Genomic DNA, 13,570 nt, shown 5'->3' with positions numbered 1-13,570 from the left:
GGGCGCTTCCTATTAACGGAAGAGCGTCAGGATCTGCTGGGTCGACGAGTTGGCGATCGACAGGGACTGGACGGCCAGCTGCTGCTGCGTCTGCAGAGCAGACAGCTTGCTCGATTCTTCTTCCATGTTGGCGTCAACCAGCTTGCCAACGCCCGACTGGATCGAGTCGGAGAGCGAGGAAGCGAAGGTCGTCTGCAGGTCGATACGGCTGGAGACCGAACCAAGCTTCGAACCCAGGCTGGTCATGGAGTTCAGGGCGGTCTGAACCATGTTGAGCGCGCTGGAGATCTGGCCACCCGTCATGCTGCTGATGTCGAGGCTGAATACCGAAGCGCCGACGGTGCTGTCCTGCGTGCCGAGGATGCCCGAAGACGTGTCGATCGTGCCGGCTGCATTGGCGCCGAACAGAACGTTGCCGGTTGCGCCGGTGTCGAAGGCGTAGGCGGTGGAGCTAACCGAAACAGTGCCGTTGGTGCCGCGGATGAAGGAGGATACAACCGAAGCGGAATCGCCGCTCTTGGCCATGACCCAGTTTTCGCCGTTGAACGAAGCCGACTGAGCAACGCTCTGCAGCTGCTGCTGGAGCTGGGAGATTTCTTCCTGAACGGACTTCTTGTCGACCGACGGTTCCATCGCGGTTGCAAGCTTGTCCTTGATCTGGCCGACGATGTCGATGGCGCTGGTGACGGCGGTGGTCGCGGTGTCAACCTTGGCAGCGCCGAGGCCGAGAGCGTCAGAAACGGCGCCGATGGCGCTGTTGTCGGACTTCATGCTGGTGGCGATCGACCAGTAAGCGGCGTTGTCGGAAGCCTTGGAGATGCGCAGGCCGGAAGAAACGGCGCTCTGCGTCTCCTGCAGGTTCGAGCCGATGTTGCGCAGCGTCTGGAGAGCAGCCATTGCGGCGTTGTTGGTAAGAATGCTCGTCATGATATTTGCCCCTTTGGCAGTGGTTGAATAAGGGACATTCCGGACCTAAAACCGGTAACGGCATTCAGCATCATGCCTATTAACCAAATTCGTTAAGGTTAACTCGCCGCTTCGATGGTCTTAAGAAACAGCAATATAGTTAAGAAAAGCTGAACCGCCTTCGGCCGGAAAATATAAAAAAAACCGCGCCTTAGATAGGCGCGGTTAACTTGTTGTTTAGGATTTTCGACCAACGCGAGGCGTTGGCGCTTCCTATTAACGGAAGAGCGACAGGATCGACTGGGTCGACGAGTTGGCGATCGACAGGGACTGGATGGCCAGCTGCTGCTGCGTCTGCAGAGCGGACAGCTTGCTCGATTCCTGTTCCATGTCGGCGTCAACCAGCTTGCCAACGCCCGACTGGATCGAGTCGGAGAGCGAGGAAGCGAAGCTCGTCTGCAGGTCGATACGGCTGGAGATGGAGCCGAGCTTCGAACCCAGGCTGGTCATGGAGTTCAGAGCGGTCTGAACCATGTTGAGCGCGCTGGAGATCTGGCCGGAGGTCATGCTGCTGATGTCGAGGCTGAATACCGAAGCGCCAACGGTGCTGTCCTTCGTGCCGAGGATGCCCGAGGTCGTGTCGATCGTGCCGGCCGAGTTTGCACCGAACAGAACGTTGCCGGTTGCGCCGGTGCTGAAGGCGTAAGAGCTCGTGCTGACCGAAACCGTGCCGTTGGTGCCGCGGATGAACGAGGAAACAACCGAAGCCGAACCGTTGTTTGCGGCCATGACCCAGTTTTCGCCGTTGAACGAAGCCGACTGGGCAACGCTCTGCAGCTGCTGCTGCAGCTGGCCGATTTCTTCCTGAACCGAACCCTTGTCAACCGAGCCTTCCATGGCGGTTGCAAGCTTGTCCTTGATCTGGCCGACGATGTCGATGGCGCTGGTGACGGCCGTCGATGCGGTGTCAACCTTGGCAGCGCCGAGGCCGAGAGCGTCAGAAACGGCGCCGATGGCGCTGTTGTCGGACTTCATGCTGGTGGCGATCGACCAGTAAGCAGCGTTGTCGGAAGCCTTGGAGATGCGCAGGCCGGAAGAAACAGCCTGCTGCGTGTCCTGCAGGTTGCTGCTGATGTTCTGCAGCGTCTGGAGGGCGGCCATTGCGGAATTGTTAGTGATAATGCTGGTCATAGGAGTGTCCCCTGGAAACTGGATACAAAAGGAGGACATACCGGACTGAGATACCGGCGATGACGGAGCAGCTTCATGCCCCTCGATCCATTTTCCTAGAGGACCAAACCCGTCATGTCGCGAGGAAGTTCGCACCCATTGCTTGCCAATTTCTTAAATCCGGGGCCGGTGAACATCGCCTCTCGAGAACGTGGCTAAGAATCCGTAAAGGCAATTTCGACCGGTGCTTCGGTTTCAGGCAAGCTCCGTGAGGGATCATGAGGCGAATCCATGATGCCGGCCCTCGACCTTCGGCGAGAGCCGGTCAACATATCGCTCGGAGTTCTCGCTCGTGAATACGAAAAATGCCTTTGTGACAGCGTCCAGCTTCTACCAAAAGGGGCAATATACGCGCGCACTCGAAACGCTGAACGAGCTGCTGAACATCGACAGGTCACCCAAGACCTATGCACTCCTGGCAAAGACGCTGCTGAAACTCGGCTTCCGATCGGATGCGGCGAGCGCCTACGAGCTGGCCGGCCGGCAAAAGCCGCAGCGCGACGAATATCTTCGGGAAGCTCTGCTGTTGCACGGCGATTGCGGCAACGACGATCAGGCTCTCGCGATCGGAAGCCTGATCCTGCCCCTCGCATTCAAGGACCCGGACCTTGCCTTCATCCTCAGCCGCATTTTCCTCGGCCGTCAGCAAAAGGACCTGCTGACCGGCTTCAAGACCGTGCTCGTCGAAGGACCGGAACTCAAGCATCGCCAGATGGCCGCAAGGCTGCTGACCGACGATCTCTATGACGAAAGCAACCGGCACATCGTCGCGACCCTGTTCAAGAAGCATCCCGACCATGTCATTTTCCGCGCGCTCTACCTGATCTTCGCGCGCGAGGTGTCCGATCTGGCAGCTGTCGAAAAACATATGGCCCCGGTTACGGCATCGCTTGCCCAGGGCAAGCTTGAGCACGTCATTCCCGACAATCCCTTCTTCCATCTCCACTGGTGCGGCGACGAGGCGATCAACAAGCTCGCGATCCATGACACCGAACCGCTGCCGGCAGGCCATGCAGAAGCCCGCCGCAAACTGCCGCATACATGGGGCAGCAAGATCCGCATCGGCTACCTCTCCTCCGACTTCTGGCCGGGGCATGCGACGATGAAGCTGATGCAGCGCGTCCTCGAGTTGCACGACAAGGATCGGTTCGAAATCACCCTTTTCGATCACTCGGAGGCGGCTCACCAGAAGGAGGAGGCCTTCGACTATTCGGCACTGGGGACGACAGTCGACATTCGCGGCCTTTCCAACCAGGCTGCAGCAGAAGCGATCCGCGCCCGCGGGATCGACATTCTCGTCGACCTCAAGGGACATACCAAGGGAAGCCGCGCTTTCATCCTCAACTACAAGCCCGCTCCGATCCAAGTCGCCTGGCTGGGCTTTCCCGGCACGACCGTCAATATCGACCTCGACTACATCATCGGCGACCATTACGTGCTGCCGGATCATTCGAAGGTGCATTTCCACGAAAAATTCTGCCGCCTGCCCGATTGCTACCAGCCGAACGACCCGATCAATCGTCCGAAGCCGCGGCAAACGACACGTGCGGAGCACGGGCTGCCCGAGGACGCCTTCGTCTATGCCTCCTTCAACGGCAACCGCAAGATCACGCCGGAGATGGTCGACATATGGTGTAATATCCTCAAGCGCAGCAAGAACAGCGTGCTCTGGCTACTCTGCAACGGCCCGCGGGCGGAAGCCAATATCTGGGCGCGCCTGGAAGCCCGCGGCGTCAACCGCAAGCGAGTCGTCTTTACTACCCGCATTCGCTACGAGGACCATATCGACCGCCAGCAGCTTGCCGATCTCGGCCTCGATACCTTCCCGGTCAACGGCCACACGACGACTTCGGAACAGCTGTGGGGCGGCCTGCCGGTCCTCACCATCAAGGGCACCAATTTCGCTTCGCGCGTCAGCGAAAGCCTGCTGAATGCCATCGGCCTGCCGGAACTGGTGGCCGAGGACGAGAGGGCTTATGAGGACATGGCGGTGCAGCTCGCCGGCCAGCCGGAGCGGATCGCCCAGTTCAAGGAAAGGCTGGCGGCCAATCGCTACATCAAGCCGCTCTTCGATGCAGAGCGCTTCACGCACCACCTGGAGGCGGCCTTCGAGATGATGGCGGTGCGAGCCAAGCAGGGTCTCGCTCCCGATCACATGGACGTGCCGGCGCTACCAGTGCGCACGGAACCGTTCATGGAAGACGACCGGAACTCCGCAGCAATCGCGGCCGAGTAAGCTCAGCGATCGCCGGAACGAAAATCTCCGGCGATCGTCTTATACTTGCTTTCTCAGTGGAAAGAGCGGACCAGGCTGCCGACCAAAAGGTTCCAGCCGTCGATCAGCACGAAAAAGAGAATCTTGAACGGCAGTGAGATCGAAGTCGGCGGCAGCATCATCATGCCCATCGCCATGACGATGGTCGACACGATCAGGTCGATGACGAGAAACGGCAGTACCACAAGGAAGCCGATTTCGAAGCCGCGGCGGATCTCCGAGATCATGAAAGCCGGGATCAGGACACGATAGTCGATCTTGTTGTCGACAACGGTCGTCTGGCCACGCTCCTGCGCCAGATCGACGAAAAGCTTCAGATCCTTGTCGCGCGTGTTGTTGGACATGAAGGTACGGAACGGCTCAGCGATGCGCTGCACCGCATCGGCTTCCGAAATCTGATTGGCAAGCAGCGGCTGCACGCCATCCTTCCAGGCCTGATCGAAGGTCGGCGACATGACATAGAAAGTCATGAACAAAGCAAGGCTGAGCAGGATCATGTTCGACGGCGTCGTCGAAAGGCCCATGCCGGTGCGCAGGATCGAAAAGGCGATGATGAAGCGCGGAAAGCTCGTCACCATGATCAGGATGCCTGGCGCGATCGACAGGATCGTCAACAGCCCGAATGTGCGGATGATCCAGGCGGCAACAGAGCCGTTGACCGGCGCGTTCAGAAGATCGGTCGGAAGCTGTTGCGACAATTGCTGCGCCATCGCCAGTTCAGGCGAGAATGCAACAATCACTAATATAGATAGGGCAAGTGCTAATCGACTCATTCGATCACGAAAGTTCTGAACATAACTTTCGATACTCGTCCTTCCGAGCGCAGGTCAACACGCTCCTGAATGTCATCCCGAAGATATTGCAGGCCGCGTGCACCTTCGATCTGCTGCAAGGAAACCGTGCGTATGTAGGCAAGGATATCCTGATGGATCGCCTGGGCGAGCTGAGGGTCCGGCTGCCCCTTGAAAACCAGCGCAAGCTCCAGCCTGATCCAGCTCTGCGATGGATAGGCGAGATTGGTGGTGATCGGATCGAGCGGTATGATTCCGTTCGCCTGGGCGGTCGCCGCAGCCTGCTTGCTGTCACCGCCGGCCTTTGCAGTCGCCTGGACCGCAGCGGTGGCCTGCTTGATCCGCGGCGCCACCATGGTTCCCAGCACCCAGCCGCCACCGCCGCCGAGCACGGTCAGCACCAGCAGGCCGACGATCATCATGATCAGCGGCGATCCCTTGCCCTTTGCCGGTTCGTCTGCGGCTACTGCCATATCCCTATCCGTCCACTATCAAATCAGAGCCAAATCAGAGCGGCGAGAGCAGGTCTACGGCCTGCTGTCCCCTCGGAGGCTGCTGTATTTCCGTCAGACGACCACGGCCGCCATAGGAGATGCGTGCCTCGGCGATCTTGTCGTAGGAGATGGTATTCTCCGAGGTCACGTCCTGTGGCCGGACGATGCCGGCGACGTTGAGAATACGGATTTCCTGGTTCATGCGCACTTCCTGCGAGCCGCTGATCATCAGGTTGCCGTTTTCGAGAATGCCGGTCACGACAGCTGCGACCAGAAGATTGATCTGCTCGGAGCGCTGCATCTTACCCTTGGCGTCGGTGCTGGTGTCGGAGCCCGAAGTCGCATCGGCATTGGTGCTGGGCTGCCAGCCGAAAATCTTGGCGGTAATGTTCCAGTTCATATCGCTCTTGTTCGTGCGATTGCGATTGGTCTCGTTGTCCCAATTCGCCTTATCGTCGATCTTGATCGTCACCGTCAGGATGTCGCCGACATTGAGCGCGCGCGCGTCCTTGAAAAGGGCGGCCTGCGAATCATTCCAGAGCGAATAGCCCTGCGCGACCTGATGCGGCCGCTTCGGATATTGCGACATCTGCGGCGTCTGCGCATATTGCAGGCCGCTGCCGATCGGACTCATGGCAGGCGCCCTGCCGATTTCCTTGAGGGCCTGCGACTGGCAACCGGCGAGGAAGACGACGATTGCGCAGGCGGCCGTAAGACGCTGGTTCATGAGGGATCCTTCGACTTCGATGTATTCGGGTCGGATGCGCTGGCGATGATATTGGTGATGACGGCCGCCTTCTTCGCATCCATTTCCGCGAGGATCAGGCTCGACTGGCGCGCAGAAAGCTTCATGATGATGGCCGCTGCGATGACCGTCCTCACGTCGTTGAGACTGGCGGCAGCGGCATCCGGCTTCATGTTCTTGTAGATATCGACCAGGCCGAGATCGGCCGTCTTGAGGAAGTCGTCGCGGCGTTTCAGCCAATCCTCATATTCGGCCTTGCGCTTCTCCATGGTAGCGATGCGCTGATCGACATCCGCCTGGAGTTTTTCCAGCTCCTGCTTCTGAAGCAGATAGCGTTGATCGCGGGCCGGATCGGCAATGTTGGTGCAAAACTGCCGGATCTCATCCTGGCTGGAGGCGGGATCGGTAACCGGCTTCGGCGCCTCCTGCGCCAAAGCCGTACCAAGTGACAAGAACAAGGCGCTTGTTGCAAGACTGCAGGCAATCAGCGCACTTCTGGCAATGGCGGTCAATATCATTGCAATACGAGCTCCGCTTGCAGGGCGCCGGCCGACTTGATGCCTTGCAGGATGGCGATGATGCCGTCCGGCTTGACGCCGATATTGTTGAGACCCGAGACCAACGTCTTCAGATCAGGTCCTTCCAGCACCGCCACGCGGCCGCCGCTCTTGGTGGCGGTGATATCGGTCTGGTCCTGGATCGCCGTCTGGCCATCCGAGAAGGGTTCGGGCTGGATCACCTGCGGATTCTCGCTGACCTGCACGGTCAGCGTTCCGTAGCTGACGGCGACCGGCGAGACGCGGACATCGGCGCCGATGACGATCGTTCCGGTGCGCTCGTTAATGACGACCTTGGCCGGCGTATCTGTCTGGACGTTGAGATTTTCGATGTCGGCCATCAGCCGCGTCAGATCCGCCATCTTCGGCTTGGCGATCGTCACCTCCTGCGAATCCTTTGCTTCTGCGATCGGCGCGCCGTAACGCGAGGTCGCCCAGGTATTGACCGTGTCGGCGATGCGGATGGAGGTGGAAAAGTCCGGATTGCGCAGTTGCAGGACCAGATTGACGGAATCCTTGAAACGCGACGGCAATTCGCGCTCGATGATGGCGCCACCGGGCACGCGGCCGGCCGTCGTCACACCTTCGGTCACCGTCGCGGCAGCCCCCTGCGCCTGGAAGCCGGATACGATGACGGAGCCTTGCGCCACGGCATAGATCTGGCCGTCGGCGCCGCTCAGCGAGGTCATGATCAGCGTGCCGCCGCGCAGCGACGTCGCATCGCCGAGCGAGCTGACCGTCACGTCGATGCGGCTGCCTGGACTTGCAAAAGGTGGCAGGTTCGCCGTCACCATGACTGCGGCCGTATTCTTGGCGGCGGATTGACCGCCCTGCGTCGAGATGCCGAGATTCTGCAGCATCGCGCGCATGGATTGCTCGGTGAATGGCGAAGAACGCAGACCGTCGCCGGTCCCCTGGAGACCGACGATCAGACCATAGCCGATCAGCTGGTTGTCGCGACCCGATTGCAGCGACGCGATGTCCTTGATGCGCGATTGCATTGCCGCAGCCGGATCCGCGATGATCAGGCTCGGCAATGCGAAGAGAACTGCTAGAAATTGACGAAGCCGTTTCATTTCGCAACCACGCGGATCGTACCGTTTTGCAGGACCGTGCCGTTGACGATGATGCCGGAGTCCATATTACGGGCACGGACGTTGTCGCCGACGGCGCCATCATCCAGCGGCGTGCCCGCCGCCGTGATCGTCATGCTGCCCATGCTCATCACCAGACGGACGTTGGAGCCGCGCGTCACCGCATAGGGCTGGCGCAATGCCGAGATCGAGATCGTGCGGCCGGGAAGAAGTGTGCGCTTCGACACAAGGCCGGTGACATCGCGAAGCCGCTTGGCATAGTCGCCGGTCAGGTTGGGGTTGGTGACCTCGACCTCCTCGAGTTGGCCGCTGCTGATGATATCGCCCGGATAGATCGTCTCGGTCGGCACCACGGCGGTTCCGAGACTTGCTCCATCGGTACTCTGCGCACCGGCGGGCGCAGCCGACGCGAATACGACGGAGAGGCTCGCTGCGGCGAACCATGCCATTGCCAAGCTTTTCATCCGGCGAAACCTCATGTTCGGCCCGTCCCTCTTGCTACTTCAGGTTCTTGCTGACGATCTGCGCCATTTCGTCGGCCGTCGTGATGACCTTCGAATTCATCTCGTAGGCGCGCTGCGCGGTGATCAGATCGGTGATTTCCTTGACCGGATCGACATTCGACGATTCCAGATAGTTCTGCTTCAGATAGGCGAAGCCGTTCTGGTTCGGATCGGAGACGACGGGATCGCCCGACGCCGGCGTCTGCGTGAAGAGGTTGCTGCCCATCGGCTGCAAGCCGGCTTCATTGACGAAATTGGCGATCTGCAGCTGGCCGAGTACCGTCGGCGTTGTCGCTGTGCCGATGATCGCCGTCACCTGGCCGGACTGGCTGATGGCGAGGCTGCTCGCATTGTTCGGGATCGTGATACCCGGCTCCAACACGTTGCCATCGGGCGTGACGATCTGGCCGGTGTCGCTCTTGTTGAAGGAGCCGGCGCGCGTGTATGCGGTCGTGCCGTCGGGCATCTGGATCTGGAACCAGCCGCGACCGACGAGGGCTACATCGAGCTCGTTCTGGGTTTGCGACAGTTCGCCCTGAACCTGAATGTTGCGCACGGCCACGGTCTGCACGCCGAGGCCGATATTGGCGCCTTCCGGCACGACTGCCTGGTTCGGCCTGTTGGCAATGCCCTTGGCGCGCTCGGTCTGGTAGAGAAGGTCGGAGAACTCGGCGCGCGAGCGCTTGTAACCCGTCGTATTGATGTTCGCGATGTTGTTCGCGATCACTTCGAGATTGGTCTGCTGGGCGTCCATGCCCGTCGCGGCAATTGCGAGCGCTCTCATGCTTTCGTCCTTCGAGCCAGGGCGGGACCTTCGAAACCGCGAAGCGGCTTGCGAACAACTCACGCCAAATCAAGTAATTAGAGCGGGAAACCCCGCGCTAGATCTGCATCTTCGTAATATCGAGGAACGCCGAGACCACCTTGTCGCGCAGTGCGATCGCGGTCTGCAGGGTCTGATCGGCCTGCATGACCTTGTCGACGACTTCGCGGGTGCTCATCGTGCCCTTGATGCCGGCAAAGGAGGCGTTTTCAGCGTCCTTCAGCGAGTTGATGGAATCCTTCGCGACATTCGACATGACCGACGCGAAGCTCATTCCGGCATCCGCTCCAGCAGCGACGGCCGGCGAGGCGTTCATTGCGCTGGAAGCGGCGGAGGTCAGATCCGTGGCGATGCTGCTAAGGCCGCGCGTCGCCGAGAGGGAGGCTACATTCTTAACCGAGTCGATCATTGGTTCTTCAGCAGATCAATAGTGGAGGAGATGAGATCACGGGCCTGTCTGACCGTCTGCAGATTGGCCTCGTAGGAACGATTGGCTTCGCGCATGTCGGCCATCTCGACTAGGACGTTGACGTTGGGCATCTTGACGTAGCCCTTCTGGTCCGCGGCCGGATTACTGGGATCGTATTCTTCGACGAACTTGCCCGTGTCTTCGCCGAGCTTCTTGACGCCGACAGTGGTTACGCCATTGGCACGGTCCATTTCGGCACCGAACGTTACCGTCTTGCGCCGATAAGGATCGGCACCGGGCGTATCACCCGTCGAGCGGGCGTTGGCGATATTTTCGGAGACAACACGCAGACGAGTCGACTGAGCCTCCAGGCCGGAGCCTGCAATTTTCAATGCGGCTGATAAGGGGTCCATGACATCTTCACTTCATCTATTGTTTTACGGTCATCAACATCATGCGATGAAAGGAGCCGACGAGAGCGGTGTTCAAGCTGTACTGGCGCTTGATTTCACCTGCCTTGGCGAGCTCGTCTTCCAGGCCGACGGTGTTACCCGACTCCTGGACACCAATTTCCTGGTTGAGCGGCGCTTCCTCAACGTTGACGTTGCCGCTCGTGCTGAATTCGCTGCCCGAAAGATGCGCGGGATTTGTCTGGGCCATGCCGACGTTCTGGTTGTCCAGAACGGCCTGGAATGGCGTGACATCCTTGGCGTGAAACTTCGGTGTATTGGCATTGGCGATATTGCCGGCAACAACCTGCTGACGTACCTGGAGCCACTCGGCTTGCCGCGAGGCCAGGTCAAAGAGCTGAATGGGTTGCATGGGCTTCTCTCCGTTCTTACACTGTGAATCTAGCGGGATAATCTTGCGTGGGACTTGCGAGAAATGCGTTCCTGTAAAGTCTTCGAAGCGCCTGAAATCCAGGCGGTTCCGGGTTTTCTTCAATTGTTGCCGTAGACATCGCCCGTCGAGGTGACGATGACCCATTTTCCCTCTCGCTGTTCGATCGAAGCCAACCGGCTGTTGTCGGGCAGAAGCGATCCGACACGCACGACATACATGCCGGTGTCGTCCTCGATCAGCGCGCGGCCATTGGCGACATGCAGCAGTTGAAACGCGGACTTGCCGGGAAACGGCTGCTGATCGGCCGGCGGCCCCTTGTCGTCCTCACGGCCGGCATTGCTGACCGTCGCCGTCGTCAGCGGATCGGGAATCAAGTCTTTCGGCTCGGCGGGATTCTTGTTGACCATGGCGAGCGGCGATACGCTGACGATCGTGCGGCCGGGCCAGTTCGGCAAATCGCGGGTGCGATCGCCTTCGGCCACCTGAATGCCGAACTTGTCCGGGTTCAGAAACACGTACCAGGGGAAGAAGGCAGAGGCACCGGCAAGCGCCAGTCCGGTAAAGGCCAAAGCCTTGTCCGTAACGGTTCGCCTTCTCGCCGATTTCGGCGGGGCGACCGGTTCGTCTGCGTCGGATTCTCTCACTTCTGGCCCCTTTTTCGGCATGACATTCGGCAATATCCGGCAGGCTGCGGACAAGGAAAAATCGAGGTGGTGCTGTGCACGGCCATCACTTGGCTCTGGCGGGGACACCGCTCGAAGCGTTTCTGAGGGCAGTCGCAAGATCGGTGAAGGCATCCGCCGACGGCTCTTCGCCCGGGGTCTGCTTCAGTATGTCGTAGATGATCGGCACCTGGCGCACGGCGATATCGAGATCGGCGTCGCTGCCCTGGCGATAGCCGCCGATCAGGCGCAGATCGCGCGTTTCCTCGTAGCGATGCACCAGCGCCTTCAGGCGTGAAACCAGCTTCTCCTGATCCGCGGTCCAGGCCTTTCGCGCCAGACGCGAGACGGATGCCAGCGGATCGATCGGCGGGTAGCGCCCCTCTTCGGCGAGGCTGCGCTGCAGCACGATGTGACCGTCGAGAATGCCACGGGTGGAATCGGCAATCGGGTCGTTATGGTTGTCGCCATCGACGAGGATGGAGATGATGGCGGTGATTGTGCCGGTCCCTTCCGGTCCGGGGCCTGCCCGCTCGAGAAGGCGCGGCAATTCGGTGAACACGGAAGCCGGATATCCGCGCGCGATCGGCGGCTCACCGGAGGCCGTCGCCACTTCGCGGATGGCATGAGCGAAACGGGTAACGCTGTCGACGATCAGGAGAACGTTGTCGCCCTTGTCGCGGAAATGCTCGGCGATCGTGATGGCCGAAAGCGGTGCCATCTTGCGCAGCATCGGGCTCTCGTCGCTCGTCGCGACGACCGCCACCGATTTCTGCATGTGGGAACCGAGCGTATCCTCGATGAATTCGCGCACTTCGCGGCCGCGTTCGCCGACAAGCGCGATCACCACCTTGTCGAAGGCTTCGGCTCTCGCCAGCATCGACAGCAGCGTCGATTTGCCGACGCCGGAGCCGGCGAAGATGCCGAGGCGCTGACCAAGGCAGAGCGGCGAGAAGATATCGATGGCACGGACGCCGGTCTTGAACCCGGTCTCGACGCGCTTTCGCGTCATCGACGGCGGGGCCGTGTTGGAGATCGAGCGCGCTTCAAGACCCGCGGTCAGCGGCCCCAGCCCATCGATCGGCTCGCCGAGCGAGTTGATCGTGCGGCCGCACCAGCTGTCATCGGGCGCGATGCGAAAGGCGCCCTTGCGGATGATGGTGTCCTGGATGCCGATCGGTTCGCCCGGCTCGATCGGACAGACATAGGTAAGTTCCGGTTCGACGCGGACGACTTCGCCGAGGTGGACGCCCGTCGGCGACCGATGCGCGACGAAATCGCCGAGGCGCACCTGTCTGGAAAGGCCGGCAACGGTATAGTGGCCGGCAGCGATGGTGCGCACATGGCCGCCATGGGCCACGGCATTCTCCGCCATCGCATACTGGCCTGCCAAAACGGCCATATGCGAAAGCTTCGGCGACAACGCGCCTTCCGGCAACCGATCCTCGACCATCATCAGTCTCTTTACTGGCTGCCGCCGAGGGTCTTGATGGCGTCGGTGAGCGTGCCTTCACTGCTGCTGGTGAGCGTGCTGATATTGTCGAAGGCGCGGCTGACCTCGATCAGATTGGTCATTTCCCGCATGCCGTTGACGTTGGAGTTTTCAAGATAGCCCTGAGCGATGCCGATATTCGAACGGTCGATCACCGCCTGCGGCGTATCGGTCGGCAGGATGCCGCTGTTCTCATAGCGCAGGAAGCCCTTGCTGACATCGGCGCTATAGAGGCCGATCTGACCCATGCTCCGACCATTCTGCGTGATCGTGCCGTTCGACGCGACGCTCGGCGGACCGCCGGCGGGGTCGAGCTGGATCGGCGCACCGCCAGGATCGAGGACCGGGAAGCCGCGCGTGGAAACCAGCGCGCCGCTTTCGGTCATGGTGAAGCGGCCATCGCGGCTCAGCACCAGGCCTGCCGGCGTGTTCATGCCGAAATAGGCGTCACCCTTGACGGCGAAATCGAAGAGATTGCCGGTATTCTGAAGTTCGCCATTGTCGGTGGAGAGGTAGTCGTTGCCCTGCGAGACGAAGGCAACCTTGGCGTTGAGCTTGTTTTGGGTATTGCTGAGGACCTGATCGAACTTGACCTCAGTGCCGCGGAAACCCGTCGTGTTCACGTTGGCCAAGTTATCGGCGATCGTCGTCAGGCGCCGCTCGAGCGCCATCTGGGAGGATAGCGACACATAAATACCAGACTGCATTTTCAACGCCCTCCGGACATTGGAGAATAACGGGAAAGG

16 protein-coding genes are annotated in these 13,570 nt (G+C 60.3%); 1 reads left to right on the top strand and 15 read right to left on the bottom strand.

All coding sequences use genetic code 11. From position 1 onward, the window contains the following. Positions 1-12 precede the first annotated feature (12 nt). Positions 13-927, bottom strand: a complete 915-nt coding sequence (locus ABOK31_RS01175) for a flagellin (protein WP_174175304.1) — start codon at positions 925-927, stop codon at positions 13-15. Between the two features lie 255 nt (positions 928-1,182). Further along, positions 1,183-2,097, bottom strand: coding sequence for a flagellin (locus tag ABOK31_RS01170; protein ID WP_174175306.1), 915 nt, complete (start codon positions 2,095-2,097; stop codon positions 1,183-1,185). Between the two features lie 331 nt (positions 2,098-2,428). Here ABOK31_RS01170 and ABOK31_RS01165 point away from each other — a divergent pair, with 331 nt between their 5' ends. After that, positions 2,429-4,372 carry a glycosyl transferase gene (locus tag ABOK31_RS01165; RefSeq protein WP_174175308.1) on the top strand — a complete coding sequence of 648 codons (1,944 nt, stop codon included), beginning with the start codon at positions 2,429-2,431 and terminating at the stop codon, positions 4,370-4,372. A gap of 53 nt (positions 4,373-4,425) precedes the next feature. On the opposite strand, the gene fliP is transcribed toward ABOK31_RS01165, so the two are convergent. The 13 genes from fliP to flgF form a co-directional block, all read right to left on the bottom strand. Next, positions 4,426-5,184 carry a flagellar type III secretion system pore protein FliP gene (fliP, locus tag ABOK31_RS01160; RefSeq protein WP_174175310.1) on the bottom strand — a complete coding sequence of 253 codons (759 nt, stop codon included), beginning with the start codon at positions 5,182-5,184 and terminating at the stop codon, positions 4,426-4,428. After that, a complete protein-coding gene (locus ABOK31_RS01155; protein ID WP_349957463.1) occupies positions 5,181-5,675 on the bottom strand; it encodes a flagellar basal body-associated FliL family protein in 495 nt (164 codons plus the stop codon). Before ABOK31_RS01155 ends, fliP begins: the two co-directional genes overlap by 4 nt. Positions 5,676-5,709: 34 nt before the next feature. Continuing rightward, a complete protein-coding gene (gene flgH, locus ABOK31_RS01150) occupies positions 5,710-6,423 on the bottom strand; it encodes a flagellar basal body L-ring protein FlgH (RefSeq protein WP_174175313.1) in 714 nt (237 codons plus the stop codon). Beyond that, positions 6,420-6,959: a MotE family protein gene (locus tag ABOK31_RS01145; protein WP_349957462.1), complete on the bottom strand. Its 540-nt coding sequence runs from the start codon at positions 6,957-6,959 to the stop codon at positions 6,420-6,422. Before ABOK31_RS01145 ends, flgH begins: the two co-directional genes overlap by 4 nt. Continuing rightward, a complete protein-coding gene (locus tag ABOK31_RS01140) occupies positions 6,956-8,074 on the bottom strand; it encodes a flagellar basal body P-ring protein FlgI (protein ID WP_174175317.1) in 1,119 nt (372 codons plus the stop codon). Before ABOK31_RS01140 ends, ABOK31_RS01145 begins: the two co-directional genes overlap by 4 nt. Then, positions 8,071-8,571: a flagellar basal body P-ring formation chaperone FlgA gene (gene flgA / locus ABOK31_RS01135; RefSeq protein WP_174175318.1), complete on the bottom strand. Its 501-nt coding sequence runs from the start codon at positions 8,569-8,571 to the stop codon at positions 8,071-8,073. Before flgA ends, ABOK31_RS01140 begins: the two co-directional genes overlap by 4 nt. A gap of 19 nt (positions 8,572-8,590) precedes the next feature. Further along, a complete protein-coding gene (gene flgG, locus ABOK31_RS01130; protein WP_075855192.1) occupies positions 8,591-9,379 on the bottom strand; it encodes a flagellar basal-body rod protein FlgG in 789 nt (262 codons plus the stop codon). Between the two features lie 97 nt (positions 9,380-9,476). Then, a complete protein-coding gene (locus ABOK31_RS01125; RefSeq protein WP_174175320.1) occupies positions 9,477-9,827 on the bottom strand; it encodes a flagellar hook-basal body complex protein FliE in 351 nt (116 codons plus the stop codon). Continuing rightward, entirely contained in the window at positions 9,824-10,240 is a 417-nt protein-coding gene (gene flgC, locus ABOK31_RS01120) for a flagellar basal body rod protein FlgC (RefSeq protein ID WP_174175322.1), read from the bottom strand. The genes ABOK31_RS01125 and flgC overlap by 4 nt, the downstream gene beginning before the upstream one ends. Before the next feature lie 16 nt (positions 10,241-10,256). After that, the gene (gene flgB / locus ABOK31_RS01115; protein ID WP_174175324.1) at positions 10,257-10,649 is read right to left on the bottom strand and encodes a flagellar basal body rod protein FlgB; all 393 of its coding nucleotides are present in this window, start codon (positions 10,647-10,649) and stop codon (positions 10,257-10,259) included. A 119-nt stretch (positions 10,650-10,768) separates the two neighbouring features. After that, the gene (locus ABOK31_RS01110) at positions 10,769-11,314 is read right to left on the bottom strand and encodes a flagellar protein (RefSeq protein ID WP_174175326.1); all 546 of its coding nucleotides are present in this window, start codon (positions 11,312-11,314) and stop codon (positions 10,769-10,771) included. An 85-nt stretch (positions 11,315-11,399) separates the two neighbouring features. Continuing rightward, positions 11,400-12,785 (bottom strand): flagellar protein export ATPase FliI, encoded by a 1,386-nt coding sequence (gene fliI / locus ABOK31_RS01105; RefSeq protein ID WP_174175328.1) that lies wholly within the window; start codon positions 12,783-12,785, stop codon positions 11,400-11,402. An 11-nt stretch (positions 12,786-12,796) separates the two neighbouring features. Further along, the gene (gene flgF, locus ABOK31_RS01100) at positions 12,797-13,531 is read right to left on the bottom strand and encodes a flagellar basal-body rod protein FlgF (protein WP_174175330.1); all 735 of its coding nucleotides are present in this window, start codon (positions 13,529-13,531) and stop codon (positions 12,797-12,799) included. Between the last annotated feature and the right edge of the window lie 39 nt (positions 13,532-13,570).

The sequence above is a fragment of the Rhizobium sp. ZPR4 genome, assembly GCF_040215725.1.
Classification (GTDB): Bacteria; Pseudomonadota; Alphaproteobacteria; order Rhizobiales; family Rhizobiaceae; genus Rhizobium; species Rhizobium rhizogenes_D.
The sequence above is the reverse complement of the archived record's forward strand: the minus strand, read 5'-3'. Positions and strand labels throughout refer to the sequence as shown.

Bases quoted from the DNA above. Each gene is read 5' to 3' on its own strand.
- ABOK31_RS01175 (WP_174175304.1), bottom strand. From the start codon at position 927: ATGACGAGCATTCTTACCAACAACGCCGCAATGGCTGCTCTCCAGACG.
- ABOK31_RS01170 (WP_174175306.1), bottom strand. From the start codon at position 2,097: ATGACCAGCATTATCACTAACAATTCCGCAATGGCCGCCCTCCAGACG.
- fliP (WP_174175310.1), bottom strand. From the start codon at position 5,184: ATGAGTCGATTAGCACTTGCCCTATCTATATTAGTGATTGTTGCATTC.
- ABOK31_RS01155 (WP_349957463.1), bottom strand. From the start codon at position 5,675: ATGGCAGTAGCCGCAGACGAACCGGCAAAGGGCAAGGGATCGCCGCTG.
- flgH (WP_174175313.1), bottom strand. From the start codon at position 6,423: ATGAACCAGCGTCTTACGGCCGCCTGCGCAATCGTCGTCTTCCTCGCC.
- ABOK31_RS01145 (WP_349957462.1), bottom strand. From the start codon at position 6,959: ATGATATTGACCGCCATTGCCAGAAGTGCGCTGATTGCCTGCAGTCTT.
- ABOK31_RS01140 (WP_174175317.1), bottom strand. From the start codon at position 8,074: ATGAAACGGCTTCGTCAATTTCTAGCAGTTCTCTTCGCATTGCCGAGC.
- flgA (WP_174175318.1), bottom strand. From the start codon at position 8,571: ATGAGGTTTCGCCGGATGAAAAGCTTGGCAATGGCATGGTTCGCCGCA.
- flgG (WP_075855192.1), bottom strand. From the start codon at position 9,379: ATGAGAGCGCTCGCAATTGCCGCGACGGGCATGGACGCCCAGCAGACC.
- ABOK31_RS01125 (WP_174175320.1), bottom strand. From the start codon at position 9,827: ATGATCGACTCGGTTAAGAATGTAGCCTCCCTCTCGGCGACGCGCGGC.
- flgC (WP_174175322.1), bottom strand. From the start codon at position 10,240: ATGGACCCCTTATCAGCCGCATTGAAAATTGCAGGCTCCGGCCTGGAG.
- flgB (WP_174175324.1), bottom strand. From the start codon at position 10,649: ATGCAACCCATTCAGCTCTTTGACCTGGCCTCGCGGCAAGCCGAGTGG.
- fliI (WP_174175328.1), bottom strand. From the start codon at position 12,785: ATGGTCGAGGATCGGTTGCCGGAAGGCGCGTTGTCGCCGAAGCTTTCG.
- flgF (WP_174175330.1), bottom strand. From the start codon at position 13,531: ATGCAGTCTGGTATTTATGTGTCGCTATCCTCCCAGATGGCGCTCGAG.